The 16,754-nt window shown below is 67.9% G+C and carries 12 protein-coding genes and 1 pseudogene; 2 read left to right on the forward strand and 11 right to left on the reverse strand.

The window, feature by feature from the left end:
* Positions 1–72: 72 nt before the first annotated feature.
* The 7 genes from GXN78_RS28815 to glpD all read right to left on the reverse strand — a co-directional run bounded on the left by GXN78_RS28815 (position 73) and on the right by glpD (position 7,734).
* A complete protein-coding gene (locus tag GXN78_RS28815; protein ID WP_106554353.1) occupies positions 73–1,803 on the reverse strand; it encodes an ABC transporter substrate-binding protein in 1,731 nt (576 codons plus the stop codon).
* Positions 1,804–1,883: 80 nt separating this feature from the next.
* Positions 1,884–2,192 carry a DUF2160 domain-containing protein gene (locus tag GXN78_RS28820; RefSeq protein WP_106554352.1) on the reverse strand — a complete coding sequence of 103 codons (309 nt, stop codon included), beginning with the start codon at positions 2,190–2,192 and terminating at the stop codon, positions 1,884–1,886.
* A 22-nt stretch (positions 2,193–2,214) separates the two neighbouring features.
* On the reverse strand, positions 2,215–3,027 hold the full coding sequence (locus GXN78_RS28825) for a carbohydrate ABC transporter permease (RefSeq protein WP_106554351.1): 813 nt from the start codon (positions 3,025–3,027) through the stop codon (positions 2,215–2,217).
* Between the two features lie 82 nt (positions 3,028–3,109).
* A complete protein-coding gene (locus GXN78_RS28830; protein WP_106554350.1) occupies positions 3,110–4,000 on the reverse strand; it encodes a sugar ABC transporter permease in 891 nt (296 codons plus the stop codon).
* On the reverse strand, positions 3,997–5,067 hold the full coding sequence (locus GXN78_RS28835) for an ABC transporter ATP-binding protein (RefSeq protein ID WP_106554349.1): 1,071 nt from the start codon (positions 5,065–5,067) through the stop codon (positions 3,997–3,999). Before GXN78_RS28835 ends, GXN78_RS28830 begins: the two co-directional genes overlap by 4 nt.
* A gap of 1 nt (position 5,068) precedes the next feature.
* On the reverse strand, positions 5,069–6,145 hold the full coding sequence (locus GXN78_RS28840; protein WP_106554348.1) for an ABC transporter ATP-binding protein: 1,077 nt from the start codon (positions 6,143–6,145) through the stop codon (positions 5,069–5,071).
* The gene (gene glpD, locus GXN78_RS28845; RefSeq protein WP_106554347.1) at positions 6,136–7,734 is read right to left on the reverse strand and encodes a glycerol-3-phosphate dehydrogenase; all 1,599 of its coding nucleotides are present in this window, start codon (positions 7,732–7,734) and stop codon (positions 6,136–6,138) included. Before glpD ends, GXN78_RS28840 begins: the two co-directional genes overlap by 10 nt.
* Before the next feature lie 172 nt (positions 7,735–7,906).
* Between glpD and GXN78_RS28850 the strand changes: the two genes are divergently transcribed.
* Both GXN78_RS28850 and glpK read left to right on the forward strand, forming a co-directional pair.
* Positions 7,907–8,677, forward strand: a complete 771-nt coding sequence (locus GXN78_RS28850; protein WP_106554346.1) for a DeoR/GlpR family DNA-binding transcription regulator — start codon at positions 7,907–7,909, stop codon at positions 8,675–8,677.
* Positions 8,678–8,693: 16 nt separating this feature from the next.
* A complete protein-coding gene (gene glpK / locus GXN78_RS28855) occupies positions 8,694–10,190 on the forward strand; it encodes a glycerol kinase GlpK (protein ID WP_106554345.1) in 1,497 nt (498 codons plus the stop codon).
* Between the two features lie 45 nt (positions 10,191–10,235).
* Here glpK and GXN78_RS28860 read toward each other — a convergent pair whose 3' ends face one another.
* From GXN78_RS28860 to GXN78_RS28875, 4 genes and pseudogenes are all read right to left on the reverse strand, one after another.
* Entirely contained in the window at positions 10,236–11,459 is a 1,224-nt protein-coding gene (locus GXN78_RS28860; RefSeq protein WP_239142959.1) for a calcium-binding protein, read from the reverse strand.
* A gap of 194 nt (positions 11,460–11,653) precedes the next feature.
* Positions 11,654–12,610 (reverse strand): alpha-E domain-containing protein, encoded by a 957-nt coding sequence (locus GXN78_RS28865; RefSeq protein WP_106554343.1) that lies wholly within the window; start codon positions 12,608–12,610, stop codon positions 11,654–11,656.
* 17 nt (positions 12,611–12,627) lie between these two features.
* Positions 12,628–14,142, reverse strand: a complete 1,515-nt coding sequence (locus tag GXN78_RS28870; RefSeq protein ID WP_106554342.1) for a circularly permuted type 2 ATP-grasp protein — start codon at positions 14,140–14,142, stop codon at positions 12,628–12,630.
* 78 nt (positions 14,143–14,220) lie between these two features.
* Positions 14,221–16,610: pseudogene (locus GXN78_RS28875) on the reverse strand (DNA internalization-related competence protein ComEC/Rec2).
* Between the last annotated feature and the right edge of the window lie 144 nt (positions 16,611–16,754).

A 16,754-nucleotide genomic window follows, 5' to 3' on the forward strand; every position in this document is an offset into this window, starting at 1 on the left:
AAGCCGCCGACCCCAAAGCAAAAAGGGCTGCTGTGCCCGTCGCACAGCAGCCCTTGCAGGACGCTCGAATGCTCAGCGCGCCTTGCCTTCCTTCCAGGCCGTCAGCAGCTTGTCGTAGTCGATGGTCTCGCCCTTCGGCTTCTCGTTGGCCAGCTTCTTCCACGGCGCATGCTGGTCGCTCAGCCACTTGCCCGGGTCGCCCTTGGCGTTGAGCTTGGGCGCGCACTTGGCCATGCCGGCGCGCTGCAGGCGGCCCATCACGTTGTCCATCTCGTCGGCCAGGTTGTCCATCGCCTTCTGCGGGGTCTTCTCGCCCGTCACCGCCTCGGCCACGTTCTTCCACCACAGCTGCGCCAGCTTGGGGTAGTCGGGCACGTTGGTGCCGGTGGGCGACCAGGCGACGCGCGCCGGGCTGCGGTAGAACTCGACCAGGCCGCCCAGCTTGGGCGCCATGTCGGTCATCGCCTTCGACTGGATGTCGGACTCGCGGATCGGCGTCAGGCCGACGATGGTCTTCTTCAGCGAAGTGGTCTTGGCGGTGATGAACTGCGCATAGAGCCAGGCGGCCGCGGTGCGGTTCTCGTCGTGGGCAGCGAAGAAGGTCCACGAGCCCACGTCCTGGTAGCCGTTCTGCATGCCCTGCTTCCAGTACGGGCCGTTCGGGCCGGGCGCCATGCGCCACTTGGGCGTGCCGTCGGCATTGACCACCGGCAGGCCCGGCTTGGTCATGTCGGCGGTGAAGGCGGTGTACCAGAAGATCTGCTGCGCGATCTGGCCCTGCGCGGGCACCGGGCCGGCTTCGCCGAAAGTCATGCCGGTGGCTTCGCGCGGCGCGTACTTCTTCATCCAGTCGACGTACTTGGTGAGCGCGTAGACGGCTGCAGGCGAGTTGGTCGCGCCGCCGCGCGACACGCTGGCGCCCACCGGCGTGCACTTGTCGTCGCCCACGCGGATGCCCCACTCGTCGATCGGCAGGCCGTTGGGCGTGCCGATGTCGGCGGTGCCGGCCATCGAGAGCCATGCGTCGGTGAAGCGCCAGCCGAGCGACGGATCCTTCTTGCCGTAGTCCATGTGACCGTAGATGGGCTTGCCGTCGATGGTCTTCACGTCCACGCTGAAGAACTCGGCGATGTCCTCGTAGGCGCTCCAGTTGAGCGGCACGCCCAGGTCGTAGCCGTACTTGGCCTTGAACTTCTCCTTCAGGTCCGGGCGCGCGAACAGGTCGGCGCGGAACCAGTAGAGGTTGGCGAACTGCTGGTCAGGCAGCTGGTAGAGCTTGCCGTCGGGTGCGGTGGTGAACTTGGTGCCGATGAAGTCCTTCAGGTCCAGCCCGGGGTTGGTGTACTCCTTGCCCTTGCCGGCCATGTAGTCGGTCAGGTTCATGACCTTGCCGTAGCGGTAGTGCGTGCCGATCAGGTCGGAGTCGGAGATCCAGCCGTCGTAGATCGACTTGCCCGACTGCATCGAGGTCTGCAGCTTCTCGACCACGTCGCCTTCCTGGATCAGGTCGTGCTTGACCTTGATGCCGGTGATCTCCTCGAAGGCCTTGGCCAATGTCTTCGACTCGTACTCGTGCGTGGTGATGGTTTCGGACACCACCGAGATCTCGCGCACGCCCTTGGCCTGCAACTTCTTCGCGGCGTCGATGAACCATTTCATCTCCGCGGTCTGCTGGTCCTTGTTCAGGGTCGACGGCTGGAATTCGCTGTCGATCCATTTCTTGGCCTCGGCTTCACCCGCCGAGGCGCTCTGCATGGCGAGCGCCGCCGCTGCCAGTGCCAGCGCTGTGTAGCGAATCTTCATGGATGTCTCCTCTAGGTGCTTCCCGGTGTTGTGCAGATCCCGGCCCCGGGAAAGCGAAGAGCCGGACAGCGTGAAAAGATTCAGCCCTTGCGCATGACCAGGGCGAGCACGAGCATCGACAGCACGAAGCTGATCCAGATCGAGGGCTCGGCTTCCAGTTCAAGCCATTCCTGGAACTTGCCGGCCAGGCCGATGAAGATCAGGTTGACGTAGGCCGCGATCAAGAGGCCGATGAAGAGGCGGTCGCCGCGCGTGGTCTCCATCGGTAGCCAGCCGCGGCGCAGGGTCGTCGGCGACTTGAATTCCCATACGGTCATGCCGACCAGCATCAGCGCGATGCAGCTGAAGAAGACCGCCACGGGGGTGGTCCAGACCATCCATTCGAACATCTCGAGCTCCTTTCTTCTTTTGTCAAACCCGTCCCATCGCGAAGCCCTTCGCGATGTAATGCCGCACGAACCAGATCACGATCGCGCCGGGCACGATCGTCAGCACGCCCGCCGCCGCCAGCGTCGCCCAGTCCATGCCCGAGGCGCTCACGGTGCGCGTCATCGTGGCCACGATGGGCTTCGCATTCACGCTGGTCAGCGTGCGCGCCAGCAGCAGCTCGACCCAGCTGAACATGAAGCAGAAGAAGGCCGCGACGCCGACGCCCGCCTTGATCAGCGGCAGGAAGATGGTGAGGAAGAAGCGTGGGAAGGAGTAGCCGTCGATGTAGGCCGTCTCGTCGATCTCGCGCGGGATGCCGCTCATGAAGCCCTCCAGGATCCACACCGCCAGCGGCACGTTGAAGAGCAGGTGCGCCAGCGCCACGCCCAGGTGCGTGTCCATCAGCCCCACCGTGGTGTAGAGCTGGAAGAAAGGCAGCAGGAACACCGCCGGCGGCGTCATGCGGTTGGTCAGCAGCCAGAAGAAGACATGCTTGTCGCCGAGGAAGGAGTAGCGCGAGAAGGCATAGGCCGCCGGCAGCGCCACCGTGAGCGAGACCACGGTGTTGATGCCCACGTAGATCAGGCTGTTGATGTAGCCCGAGTACCAAGACTCATCGGTGAAGATGCGCGCGTAGTTGGCCCAGGTGAAGTGCTGCGGGAAGAAGGAGAAGCTCGAAAGGATCTCCTCGTTGGTCTTGAAGCTCATGTTGACCATCCAGTAGATGGGCAACAGCGCGAACAGGATGTAGAGCAGCAGGAAGATGCTGCGCTTGCGGAATCTCTTCTCGTTCATATCGACCCCCACACTCTGCACTTCGTGTCATCGCTGCCCCCCGAGGGGGCGCGAGCTTGCTTGGGGCGGCCCGGCGCGGCGCTCATTGGGGTTCCTCCACCGCTTGCGTGCCCACCCGCTGCATCCAGTTGTAGAGGACGAAGCAGAACAGCAGGATGATCAGGAAGTAGATCAGCGAGAAAGCCGCCGCCGGACCCAGGTCGAACTGGCCCACGGCCTTCTGCGTGAGGTACTGACTCAGGAAGGTGGTGGCGTTGCCCGGCCCGCCGCCCGTCAGCACGAAGGGCTCGGTGTAGATCATGAAGCTGTCCATGAAGCGCAGCAGCACCGCGATCATCAGCACGCCGCGCATCTTGGGCAGCTGGATGTAGCGGAACACGGCGAAGCGGCTGGCACCGTCGATGCGCGCGGCCTGGTAGTAGGCGTCGGGGATGGAGCGCAGGCCGGCATAGCACAGCAGCGCCACCAGCGGCGTCCAGTGCCAGACGTCCATCACCAGCACCGTGAGCCAGGCATCGGTCGCGCTGCCCGTGTAGTTGTAGTCGATGCCCAGCTTCTGCAGGGCCCAGCCGAGCAGGCCGATGTCGGCGCGGCCGTAGATCTGCCAGATGGTGCCCACCACGTTCCAGGGGATCAGCAGCGACAGCGCAATGATCACCAGCACGGCGGAAGACTTCCAACCCGTCGAAGGCATCGACAAGGCCAGGCAGATGCCCAGCGGGATCTCGACCAGCAGCACCGCCAGCGAGAAGCCGAGCTGGCGCCACAGCGCCCCGTGCAGTTCGTCGTCGCGCATCACCGCGGCGAACCATTCGGTGCCGACGAAGACGCGGCGCTCGGGCGAGATGATGTCCTGCACCGAGTAGTTGACCACCGTCATCAGCGGCACGATGGCCGAGAAGGCCACGCACAGCAGCACCGGCAGCACCAGCCACCAGGCCTTCTGGTTGATCGGCTTGGTTGTCCCGTTCATGCCACCAACTCCTCATCCCTATAGAAGCACGTATGCGCGTCCACCACCTTCAGCCAGACCGGCGAACCCGCCGCCGGCACCTCCACGTCGGAAGGGAGCCGCGCCTTGATCACGCTCTCCCCCGCCCGCGCCGTCAGCATCTGGTGCGTGCCCACGTCCTGCACCTGCACGACGGTCGCCGCCACGGCCCCGGCTGCGCTCGGCTCGGCCAGCGTGACGTACTCGGGACGAATGCCCAGCTTGAGCGCACCCTCGGGCAGCGTGCGCTGCGTCGTGAGCCGCATGCCCGCCACTTCGAGCGACCAGCCGCTGCTCTGCACCGGCAGGAAGTTCATGCCCGGCGAGCCGATGAAATGCCCGACGAAGGTATGGGCCGGCCGCTCGAAGAGCGCATCGGCACTGCCTACCTGCACCGCCTTGCCGCGCGTCATCACCACCACCTCCTCGGCGAAGGTCAGCGCCTCGACCTGGTCGTGCGTGACGTAGATCAGCGTGAGCTTGAGCTCGCGGTGGATCTGCTTGAGCTTGCGCCTCAGCTGCCATTTGAGGTTGGGGTCGATCACCGTCAGCGGCTCGTCGAAGAGCACGGCCGACACGTCGCTGCGCACCAGCCCGCGCCCCAGCGAGATCTTCTGCTTGGCATCGGCCGCGAGGCCGGCGGCGCGCTGGTTGAGCTGGCCGCTCATGTCGAGCATCTCGGCGATCTCGCCCACGCGCTTCCTGATCTGCTCGGCGGGCAGCTTGCGGTTGCGCAGGGGGAAAGCCAGGTTTTCGGCCACGGTCATGGTGTCGTAGATCACGGGGAACTGGAACACCTGCGCGATGTTGCGCTCCTGCGGCGACGCGTGCGTGACATCGCGCCCGTCGAAGCTGACGGTGCCGCGCGAGGGCACCAAGAGGCCCGAGATGACGTTGAGCATGGTCGTCTTGCCGCAGCCCGAGGGGCCGAGCAAGGCGTACGCGCCGCCGTCGCGGAAGCTCATCGTGAGCGGCAGCAGCGCATAGTCGCTGTCCTGCGTGGGGTTGGGACGATAGGCGTGTGCCAGGTCGAGGTCGATGCGTGCCACCTCAGCCTCCTTGTCTGCGCCAGGCGGGCGCCACGGCCAGCCGTTCGGCGCTGTCGAACAGATAGGCCTGCGAGGCCGGGAAATAGAGCGTGATCGCGGCGCCCAGCTCGAAGCGGTGCACGCCGGTCAGCTGGGCCACCAGTTCGCCCACCAAAGTCTCGACGTGCACGAAGGTGTCGGAGCCCGAGATCTCGGCCAGCTCGACCCTGCCGGGGATCGCGATGTCGCCCTCGCCCGGCCGCACGTCCAATGCGCTGGAGCGCAGGCCGATGGTGACGGCGCCGTCGACGCCCGGCGAGAGCGTGAGCGGCACCAGCGGGCCGCCGGCCAGCTGCACGCCACCGGCCGCCACGCGCCCGGCCAGCAGGTTCATCGGCGGATCGCTGAAGGCGCGCGCCACGCGCAGCGACTGCGGCGCATGGAAGACCTCGGCCGTGGGGCCGTACTGCAGCAGCTCGCCGGCATCCATCACCGCCGTGTAGCCGCCCAGCAGCAGGGCCTCGCCCGGCTCGGTGGTGGCGTAGATCACGGTCGAGTCGCCGGTGGCGAAGAGCTGCGTGAGCTCCTCGCGCAGGCCTTCGCGCAGCTTGTAGTCGAGGTTGACCAGCGGCTCGTCGAGCAGCACCAGCGGCGCGTTCTTGGCCAGCGCGCGCGCCAGCGCCACGCGCTGCTGCTGGCCGCCGGAGAGCTCGGCGGGATAGCGGTCGAGGAACATGCCGATGCTCAGCTTCTCGGCCAGCTCGCGCACGCGCGCCTCGACGTTCTTCTCGCCGCGCAGCTTGAGCGGCGAGCCGATGTTCTCGGCCACCTTCAGCGAAGGGTAGTTGATGAACTGCTGGTAGACCATCGCCACGTTGCGCTCGCGCACCGGCACGCCGGTCACGTTCTTGCCGTCGACCAGGACCAGGCCCGAAGTGGGCGTGTCCAGCCCGGCCATCAGCCGCATCAGGCTGGTCTTGCCGGCTTGCGTGGCGCCGAGCAGCACCGTCACCGCGCCGTGCCTCGGCGCGATGCTCTGCTCGTAGAGCCAGGTTTGCGCGCCCACCTTCTTGGTGATGCGCTCGAGTGTCAGCTGCATGCAACTCCTTCTTGCTGCTCTTGAGTCCGGGCCTGCTGCTGCATCCAGGCACCGACCCGTTCGCGTTCTTCCGCCGTGAAATGCAGGCCCAGCTTGGACCTGCGCCACAGCACGTCCTCGCCGCTGCAGGCCCACTCCTCGTCCCGCAGGTAGCGCAGCTCGCGCTCGTGCAGGCCGGGGGCCACGGCAAGGCCCATGTCGTTCATCGATTGCGCCCCGCCGATCACGGCAGAGACGCGGGCGCCGTAGGCGCGCGCCAGCCGGCGTGCCAGCGCGGCATCGAGCCACGGATGCCTCGAACGGACGGCGGCCACGAAGCGGCCGAAGTCTTCGTCCGGGCGCGCGGCGGCGCCGATCCAGCCCGAGAGGTCGCCGCCCGCCAGGAAGGCGCCCTCGGTCCAGGCCGGGCGCGCTTCGCCGAGCATGCGGCCCACCTCGTCGGCCGCGTCCTCCGAGAGCTTGCGGAAGGTGGTGATCTTGCCGCCCCACACCGACAGCAGCGGCGCCGCGGTGGTGTTCGATTCGAGCATGTAGTCGCGCGTGACCGCCGACGGATCGCCCGAGGCATCGTCGAGCAGCGGGCGTACGCCCGAGTAGGTCCAGACCACGTCGGCCGGCACGATCGGCTTCTCGAAATAGCGGCTGGCCTGGGTGCAGAGGTAGTCGATCTCGTCGGCGCCGATGCGCGCCGCGCCGGGGTCGTCGCCGCTCAGCTCGATGTCGGTGGTGCCGATCAGCGTGAAGGCGTCCTGGTAGGGGATCGCGAAGATGATCCGCTTGTCGGGGTTCTGGAAGATGTAGGCATGGTCGTGCGCGAAGAGGCGCGGCACCACGATGTGGCTGCCCTTGACCAGGCGCAGATGCCGGGTCGCCAGGGCTTCGCCCTTGGCGGGCTGCGCCACGCCGCGCAGGAAGGACTCGGCCCAGGGCCCCGCGGCGTTCACCACCGCGCGGGCGCGCACCGTGCGCCGGCCGGCCGGGCCTTCGAGCACGGCGGTCCATCCGTCGGCATCGCGCTGCGCGCTCACGCAGCGCGTGCGGGTCAGCACCTCGGCGCCCTTGGCTCGCGCATCCAGCGCATTGAGCACCACCAGCCGCGCATCATCGACCCAGCCATCCGAATACACGAAGCCGCGCTTGAACTGCGGTTTGAGCGGCGCGCCGGCCGCATGCGCGCGCAGGTCGATCGAGCGCGAACCCGGCAGCACCTCGCGCCGGGCCAGGTGGTCGTAGAGAAAGAGGCCCATGCGCACCATCCACGCCGGCCGCATGGACGGGTCGTGCGGCATCACGAAGCGCAGTGGCCACATGATGTGCGGCGCACTGCGCAACAGCACCTCGCGCTCCTGCAGTGCCTTGCGCACCAGCGAGAACTCGTAGTACTCGAGGTAGCGCAGCCCGCCGTGGATCAGCTTGGTGGAAGAAGAAGAGGTGTGCGCCGCGAGGTCGTCCTTCTCGCACAGCAGCACGCGCCAGCCGCGGCCCGCCAGATCGCGCGCGATGCCGCAGCCGTTGATGCCGCCGCCGACGATCAGCACGTCGCAGGCAGCCAGGGCGGCGGCCGAGGAGGATGGAGGGGTTGCGCTCACGGTCTTGGAATAGTTCTCTCGGGGTCTCTTGGGTCTCTCGAATTTTGCTCGATGAATCTTCGCTTTTTTTCATTTTGGTTCCTTAAGGCGCGATTTTCCTAGTCGTTAACCCTTAACGCTCTTCGTTTTCTTTCGTTCTAAAGTAGCCCGCCCTGCGCTCTCTTCCATTCGCGTGAATTCGAATCCCCGCCAGCTCAAGCTCCTCAACACCGTGCGCACGCGCGGCTCGGTCACGGTCGAACAGCTGGCCGACATGCTCGACGTGACCCTGCAGACGGTGCGCCGCGACGTGCAGCGCCTGGCCGACGAAGGCTTGCTGACGCGCTTCCACGGCGGCGTTCGGGTGCCGAGCTCGACCACCGAGAACATCGGCTACCAGCAGCGCGAGACCCTGCATGCCGAGGGCAAGGCGCGCATCGCGCACGCCGTTGCCGCGCGCGTGCCGAACGACTGCTCACTGATCCTGAACATCGGCACCACCACCGAGGCCATCGCCAAGGCGCTGCTGCAGCACAGCGGGTTGCGCGTGATCACCAACAACCTCAATGTCGCGACCATCCTGAGCGACAACCCGAACTGCGAGGTGATCGTGGCGGGCGGCTCGGTGCGCCTGCGCGACCGCGCGATCGTGGGCGAGGCCACGGTCGATTTCATTCGCCAGTTCAAGGTCGACATCGCGCTGATCGGCGTCTCCAGCATCGAGTCCGATGGCACGCTGCGCGACTTCGACCTGCGCGAGGTGAAGGTGGCGCAGACCATCATTGCCCAGGCGCGCGAGGTCTGGCTGGCGGCGGACGCGAGCAAGTTCAACCGGCCGGCGATGATCGAGCTGGCCAAGCTATCGCAGATCGACTGCCTGTTCACCGACGCGGAGCCGCCGCCGCCCTTCCCCGAGCTGCTGGCGCAAGCGCAGGTCCGCTGCGAGATCGCACGCGAACATTGATCAAGGACCTTTCCTCATGACCTACCTGCTCGCCCTCGACCAGGGCACCTCCAGCTCCCGCAGCATCGTCTTCGACCGCGAAGGCCGCATCGTCGCCATCGCCCAGCGGGAGCTCACGCAGATCTATCCGCAGCCCGGCTGGGTCGAGCACGACCCGATGGAAATCTGGAGCAGCCAGCTCGCCACCGCGCACGAGGTGCTGGCCAAGGCCAAGCTGAAGGCGAGCGACATCCACGCGGTGGGCATCACCAACCAGCGCGAGACCACCGTGCTGTGGAACCGCAAGACGGGCCAGCCCGTGCATCACGCCATCGTCTGGCAAGACCGCCGCGCCGAGCCGTTGTGCGCGAAGCTGCGCGAGGACGGCATGACCGGCACGATCCAGGAGAAGACCGGCCTGGTGATCGACGCCTACTTCTCCGGCACCAAGCTGCGCTGGCTGCTCGACAACGTGCCCGGCGCGCGCGCCGCGGCCGAGCGCGGCGAGCTGGCCTTCGGCACGGTGGACAGCTGGCTGATCTGGCAACTGACCGGCGGCAAGCAGCATGTGAGCGACGTGAGCAACGCCTCGCGCACCATGCTCTTCAACGTGCACACCCATCAGTGGGATGCCGACCTGCTCGAGGCGCTGGACATCCCCGCCTCGCTGATGCCGCAGGTCAAGCCTTCGAGCGCGCATTTCGCCGACACCGACGCGGGCCTGTTCGACCGGCCGCTGCCCATCGGCGGCGTGGCCGGCGACCAGCAAAGCGCCCTCTTCGGGCAGGCCTGCTTCGACGCCGGGATGGCCAAGAACACCTATGGCACCGGCTGCTTCCTGCTGATGCACACGGGCGGCGACTTCCAGCCTTCGCACAACGGCCTGCTCGTGACCAGCGCCGCACAGGCGCCCGGCATGCCGCCGCAGTACGCGATGGAGGGCAGCGTGTTCGTCGGCGGTGCTGTGGTGCAGTGGCTGCGGGATGGGCTGAAGGCCATCCAGGGCAGCGCGCAGGTGCAGGCGCTGGCCGAGAGCGTGCCCGATGCGGGCGGGGTGATGATGGTGCCGGCGTTCACCGGGCTCGGCGCGCCCTACTGGAATGCGGATGCGCGCGGCACGATCACGGGGCTGACGCGCGGGACCACCGTCGCACACATTGCGCGCGCGGCGCTGGAGAGCATCGCCTACCAGAGCGCTGCGTTGCTGCAGGCCATGAGCCGCGACGCGGTGGCTGCGGGTGGGACGCCGGTGGCGGAGCTGCGGGTGGATGGCGGTGCGGCGGTGAACGACCTGCTGATGCAGTTCCAGGCGGACCTGCTGGGCATTCCGGTGGTGCGGCCGGAGGTCATCGAGACCACCGCGCTCGGCGCTGCGTACCTTGCTGGGCTGTCGACGGGCGTGTACCGCGATACGGGGGAGCTGTCGAAGCAGTGGCGGGTGGAGCGGCGCTTCCTGCCGACGCTGAGCCGGGAGAAGGCCGAGGAGAAGATGGCACGGTGGGAGCTGGCGGTGCGGAGGGCGACGCTGGTTTGAACGACCCCGCGGATGCGACCAGCGCCTGCGTCTGCACCTGCTTCTTTACCCCCAGAGCGGAGGAGCAAGCGTCGGCACCAGCCTGGCCTGATCATCCAATGGCGTCGCGGTCACCGAGCCCGCAGCCTGGGGCGAGAAGCTGGCCATCGCCTGCACCAGGTTTTGCACCTGGGTGTCGATCAGCACATGGCCGTCGCTGGTCCTGAACTCCTCGACGTGGTAGCCACTGCCCGCATACCAGCTGTTGAGGGTGAGCTTGTCCTCGGTGCCGATGATGCTCACCTCGAGGTTGTTGCCCACTTGCCTGAACCACAGCTGGTCTGCCGTGATCCCGCTGGCGAACTGCACCACGTCCTTGTTCCCTGCGGTGGCGTCGTCTTCGATGATCGTGTCACGGCCATGGCCACGCGCCATGCGGTAGGTGTCGTTGCCGGCTCCGCCGATCAGGGTGTCGTTGCCCGCGCCACCGTCGAGCGTGTCGTTGCCCGCGCCGCCGGTGAGTATGTTGGCGCCGGCGTTGCCGGTCAGGGTGTCGTTGTGGCTGCTGCCGAGGAGGCGCTCGATGTTAAGCAGCGTGTCGGTGCCGGAGCCGCCCGTGACCTGGGCACCGGTGGCGGTCAGGCTGACGGTCACGGCCGCAGCGCTGTAGTGGTAGGAGGCGGTGTCGATACCGCCGGCGCCGTCGAGGATGTTGTCGCCGGCGTTGGCGGTCAGCACGTTCGCGAGTTCATTGCCCGTGGCATTGATGTTGTCCTGGCCTGTCAGCCACAGGTGCTCGATGTTCGCGCCCAGTGCCCAGGAGACGGAGGACGCCACCGTGTCGATGCCTTCGTTGGCCGACTCGATCACGACGTCGCCCGCGGTGTCGACGACATACATGTCGTTGCCGGCGCCGCCGCTCATCACGTCCTCTGCGGCGCCTGCGTTGAGCGTGTCGTTGCCGGCAAGGCCCTCCAATGTGTCGTTGCCGGGGGTGCCGTTCGCCCCGCGCCTCTCGTCGTTCACCGCATCGGCCGTGACGGTGCGCACGGCGGCGGCGCCCACGGTGCCGTAGCGCGTGAACGGAAAGGTTCTCAGCTTGATCTCGGCCCGCTGCCGCACGGCCAGATGCCGGGCCGCACGCAGGAGCAGATCGATGTCGGCGCCCTTACCCGGGCTGCAGCCGAGCTGATGTGCCAGCGTGGCCGGATCGGCTGCGATGCGGTGCGTGCGCGCCAGAACACACAAGGCATGCAGCGCGGGGTCTGCGGTTCGCGCGCCCTCTTCCAAGCCTGCGCGCGAACCCGCCGCTATCGCGGCCCCCTGTACTCCCTGCATCGCCTACCCCCTGAGCCTTTGGTGTGTGGCGAGGGAAGATAGCCGAAGCCCGGAGGGGCCGCACCCCTCCAAAAGTCGACACTTGAAATCGATAAGACTTGCGTCTTACCGCACGCGGACCTTCCGCGGACTTGGGATTAATCCTTTCAGTGTCCCGGCACCAGGAAGTCCTGGCTGATCCGCCACCCGAGCTCGTTCACCCGGTCGAGGAACTGCGTGAGGTACGCGTGCAGCCCGGTCGCGAGGATCTCGTCGACGCGCGCGTACTGCAGGTCCGCCAGCAGCTTGCCGGCGCGCCGCTGGGTCTCGGCGCTCTGGTCGTTCTGCACCTTCTCGAGGTCGTTCACCACCTCGACCAGGCTGGCGTGCAGCGAGCGCGGCATGTCCGCGCGCAGGATCAGCAGCTCGGCCACGCGCTCGGGCTTGATCACGTCGCGGTACACCTTGCGGTAGACCTCGAAGGCCGAGACGCTGCGCAAGATGGCGCTCCAGTGATAGAAGTCGTACTCCTGGTCCTCCTCGGTGGCGGTGCCGAAGAACTCGCTGTTGAGCGCGTGGAACTTCACGTCGACCAGACGCGCCGTGTTGTCGGCGCGCTCGATGAAGGTGCCCAGGCGCGAGAAGTGGAAGGCCTCGTCCTGCAGCATGGTGCCCACCGTCACGCCGCGCGACAGGTGCGAGCGGAACTTGACCCACTCGAAGAACTGCCCCGGGTCGCGCTCGAAGTCGCCGGCGCGCAGCATGCGGTTGACCTCGAGCCAGGTGGTGTTCTGCGTCTCCCACGATTCGGTGGTGAGCGCGCCCCGCACGGCCCGGGCGTTCTCGCGCGCCGCACGCAGGCAGGACAGGATGGACGAGGGATTGTCCTCGTCCTTGACCATGAACTCCATCACACGGTCGGGGGTGATCTGGTCGTACTTGTCGTTGAAGGCCGGCAGCAGTTCGCTGATCGACAGCAGGCCCTGCCAGCCGTACTTGGCGACCTCGGCCGACTGCGGCAAGAGCGAGGTCTGGTAGTTGACGTCGAGCATGCGGGCGGTGTTTTCGGCCCGTTCGGTGTAGCGCGACATCCAGTAAAGGTGATCGGCGGTGCGTGAGAGCATGTGTTCTTCTCCTCGGATCAGCTCGACTGCGTCTGGGTCTGGCTCTGCGTCTGCTCCGGCGCGCCGTTGCGCGGTTTGGTCCGACGGTCGCCCTCGAGGATCCAGGTGTCCTTGGTGCCCCCGCCCTGCGAGGAGTTGACCACCAGCGAGCCCTCCTTGAGCGCGACGCGCGTGAGCCCGCCCGGCACCATCTGCACTTCCTTGCCCGAGAGCACGAAGGGCCGCAGGTCGATGTGGCGCGGCGCGATGCCCGACTCGACGAAGGTGGGCGAGGTCGACAGGCTCAGCGTCGGCTGCGCGATGTAGCCGTCGGGCTTGGCCAGCACGGCCTTCTTGAAGTCCTCGATCTCGGCCTGCGTCGCGGCCGGGCCTATCAGCATGCCGTAGCCGCCGGCGCCGTGCACCTCCTTGACCACCAGGTCCTTCATGTGGGCCAGGGTGTAGTCCAGGTCTTCCTTGTTGCGGCACATCCAGGTCGGCACGTTCTTGAGGATCGGCTGCTCGCCCAGGTAGAACTCGATCATCTTCGGCACGTAGGGGTAGATCGACTTGTCGTCGGCCACGCCGGTGCCCACGGCATTGCAGATCACGACATTGCCCTCGCGGTAGGCGCGCATCAGGCCGGCGCAGCCCAGTGTGGACGTCGGGCGGAACACCTCGGGGTCGAGGAAGTCGTCGTCCACGCGGCGGTAGATCACGTCCACGCGCCGCGGTCCGCGGGTGGTGCGCATGTAGACGAAGTCGTCCTTGACGAAGAGGTCCTGCCCCTCGACGAGCTCCACGCCCATCTGCTGGGCGAGGAAGGCGTGCTCGAAGTAGGCGCTGTTGTACATGCCGGGCGTGAGCACCACCACCGTGGGCTCGGCGGTGGCCGGCGGGGCGGAAGCGCGCAAGGTCTCGAGCAGCAGGTCGGGATAGTGCGCCACCGGGGCGACGCGGTTCTGGCTGAAGAGCTCGGGGAAGAGCCGCATCATCATCTTGCGGTTCTCCAGCATGTAGCTCACGCCGCTGGGCACGCGCAGGTTGTCTTCGAGCACGTAGTACTCGCCGTTGCCGCTGGCGTCGGGCGCGCGCACGATGTCGATGCCGGCGATATGCGAGTAGACGTCGTTGGGCACCTTCACGCCCACCATCTCGGGCCGGTACTGCGCGTTGTTGAAGATCTGCTCGGAGGGCACCACGCCGGCCTTGATGATCTCCTGCCCGTGGTAGACGTCGTGGATGAAGCGGTTGAGCGCCGTCACGCGCTGCACCAGGCCTTTTTCCATGCTCTCCCATTCATGGGCGGGGATGATGCGCGGCAGCAGGTCGAAGGGGATCAGGCGCTCGGTGCCCGAACCGTCCTCGTCCTTCGCGCCATAGACGGCGAAGGTGATACCGACCCGGCGGAAGATCATCTCCGCCTCCTCGCGCCGCGAACGCATCACCTCGCCGGGTTGCTTCGCGAGCCACTGGTCGTAGCGCTTGTAGTGGTTCCGGATCGCTGCGCCCTGGTAGGGCAGCTGCTCGTACATCTCGTCGAATTTGTGCATGGGACGACCAATCTCCTTGGCCGTAGCTTAGCAAGTTCAAGGCCAGACGCCGTGCTCACGCTAACCCCAACGCGACATTCACGGCGGCTGATGATGCCAGTAGCGCCGGCCTTCCTGCCGTTCGCAGCGAACGCTCCCGGGATGGGCGCTGGACCACCGGGCGGCGCCGCAATGCGCCGAATCGACCACTTCGATGCGTCGCTCCGCATAGCGCGCCACCACCTCCCCGGCCGGGTGGCCGAAGCGGTTGCGGTAGCCGGCCTGGACCAGCGCGATGCGCGGCTGCACGGCGTCGAGCAGCGCGGGGGTCGAGGAGGTCTTGCTGCCGTGGTGCGGGACCAGCAGCAGGTCGGCCTGCAGCGCCGGCGTGCGCGCTGCCAGCGCGGCTTCTTGTACCCGCTCGATGTCGCCGGCCAGCAGCACGGTGGCACGCCCGTTGCCGACGCGCAGCACGCAGGAGACCGCATTCGGCTTGGTGAAGCCGGCATAGTCGGCCTCCTGGGGGTGGAGGATCTCGAAGCGCACGCCGTCCCAGGTCCACTGCTGGCCGGTCAGGCAGCGCTGGACCGGCCGCAGCTGCTGCAGCGGGTGCCCGGCCTCGACCGAGCTGCGCAGCTCGGCCTCGGCCTGCATCGCCAGCACCGCGGGCGCGCCGCCGGTGTGGTCGCTGTCGCGGTGGCTCAGGACGACGGTGTCCAGCCGCTCGCCCAGCGCGCGCAGCAGCGGCACCAGGACGCGATGGCCGGCGTCGCTTTCCAGGCTGTAGCGCGGGCCGGCGTCATACAGCAGGCTGTGGGTCGCGGTGCGCACGAGCACCGCATTGCCCTGGCCGCGATGTCGGCCGCCAGCAGCTCGAACTCGCCCGCCGGCGGCCGCGGCGCCTGCCAGAGCAGGGCCGGCAGCAGCAGCGGCAGCCCCTGCAGGCGCAGCGCCCAGGGCAGGCGCATGGCCAGCAGCACCCCGCCGGCCACGCCGGCGACGCTCGCCCAGAGCGCGGGCGCCGGTGCCGAGAGCGTGGCCAGCGGCAGCTCGGCGAGCCACTGGAGCACCAGGGCCAACAGCTGCACCGCCCGGGCGGCCAGGTCCCACAGCGGCGGCAGCAGCACGCCGAGCATGGCGAGCGGCGTCAGAACCAGCGTGACCCAGGGAATGGCGATGGCATTGGCCAGCAGCCCGACGCTGGAGACCTGCTGGAAGAGCAGCAGGCTCAGCGGCGTCAGCGCCAGCGTCACCGCCCATTGCTCGCGCGCCATGCGCGCCAGGCGCGCCGCGGCGCCTGCGCCGCCGGCATCTGCGGACCCGCTGGCGAACAGCACGCCGACGGCGACGAAGCTGAGCCAGAAGCCCGCCTGCATCAGCGCCCAGGGATCGACGGCCACGACCACCGCGCAGGCGCACAGCCAGACGAAGGGCCAGGGCCACTGCCGCCCCGCAAGGCGCAGCAGCGCGACCGTGGCCAGCATCCAGACCGTGCGCTGCGAGGGCAGTCCCCAGCCGCTGAAGAGCGCATACAGCGCCGCCAGCAGCACGCCGCCCACCAGGGCCGCATGCGGCGCGGGCAGCCACAGCATGAGGCGGCTGCTGCGCCGCCAGGCCGCGCCCACCCCCCACGCGGCCAGCCAGGCGAACATCGTGATGTGCAGGCCCGAGATCGACATCAGGTGCGCAACGCCGGTGGCGCGGAACACGTCCCAGTCGGCGCGCTCGATCGCGTTCTGATCGCCGGTGACCAGGGCCGCGATCACGCCGGCCGGCCGGCGCTCGGGCACGCGCTCGAAGACGGCGTCGCGCACCGCTTCGCGCGCCCGCTCGACGGGGTGGCGCCAGGTCTGCCCAAGCGGCTGCGGCCGCGCATCCCGTGCGCCCGTGCGCACGTAGCCGCTGGCCTGCACGCCCTGCTCCCACAACCGCAGCTCCTGGTCGAAGCCATGCGGGTTGAGATTGCCGTGCGGCGCCTTCAGGCGCACCGTCATGCGCCAGCGCTCGCCCGCGTGCACAGCGCCCGGCGCGGCGGCGGGCTCGGCGCGCGAGGCCTGCTCGGGCGCGCGCCCCCAGAGGCCGGTGTTGTCCGCGTACCAGCCCAGCGCGATGCGCGAGGGTGTGCGCGGCAGGCTGCTGTCGACATCGCCGGCCCAGCGCGCGCTCTCGACATCGAAGAGAAAGCGCACGGCCCCATCGCCGTGTTGCGGCATCTGCGAGACCACGCCCTCCACCTGCAGGTCGCGGCCTTCGAGGGACGGGTCCAACGCTTCGGCCGCATAGGCGCAGGCACGCCAGCCCGCCAGGCCGGCGCCGGCCATCGCCCCGGCGATCAGCAGGGCGGGCAGCAGGACGCGCGAGGATGGCCGCCGCCCACGCAGCAACGGCAGGCATGCCACCGCGGCCGCCAGCATGGCGACGTAGACGGCGGCGCCCCACAACGCGGCCTGCTGCAGTTGCAAGGCCGCGCCCAGCACCGAGCCGGCCATGAAGGCAAAGAAGCCCAAGCCCCGGCCCTGCTCGCCGGCCGTCACGAAACACTCACCAATGCCATGCTGCAATCACTCCCTCAGCTGCGCTCTATGGCGCGCTAATTGCTATGCCTGTGGGCTAGTATGCGTCCTCGTTCAGAG

The organism is Variovorax sp. WS11 (genome assembly GCF_010499245.1).
GTDB lineage: Bacteria > Pseudomonadota > Gammaproteobacteria > Burkholderiales > Burkholderiaceae_C > Variovorax.

Bases quoted from the DNA above. Each gene is read 5' to 3' on its own strand.
- GXN78_RS28815 (WP_106554353.1), bottom strand. From the start codon at position 1,803: ATGAAGATTCGCTACACAGCGCTGGCACTGGCAGCGGCGGCGCTCGCC.
- GXN78_RS28820 (WP_106554352.1), bottom strand. From the start codon at position 2,192: ATGTTCGAATGGATGGTCTGGACCACCCCCGTGGCGGTCTTCTTCAGC.
- GXN78_RS28825 (WP_106554351.1), bottom strand. From the start codon at position 3,027: ATGAACGAGAAGAGATTCCGCAAGCGCAGCATCTTCCTGCTGCTCTAC.
- GXN78_RS28830 (WP_106554350.1), bottom strand. From the start codon at position 4,000: ATGAACGGGACAACCAAGCCGATCAACCAGAAGGCCTGGTGGCTGGTG.
- GXN78_RS28840 (WP_106554348.1), bottom strand. From the start codon at position 6,145: ATGCAGCTGACACTCGAGCGCATCACCAAGAAGGTGGGCGCGCAAACC.
- glpK (WP_106554345.1), top strand. From the start codon at position 8,694: ATGACCTACCTGCTCGCCCTCGACCAGGGCACCTCCAGCTCCCGCAGC.
- GXN78_RS28865 (WP_106554343.1), bottom strand. From the start codon at position 12,610: ATGCTCTCACGCACCGCCGATCACCTTTACTGGATGTCGCGCTACACC.
- GXN78_RS28870 (WP_106554342.1), bottom strand. From the start codon at position 14,142: ATGCACAAATTCGACGAGATGTACGAGCAGCTGCCCTACCAGGGCGCA.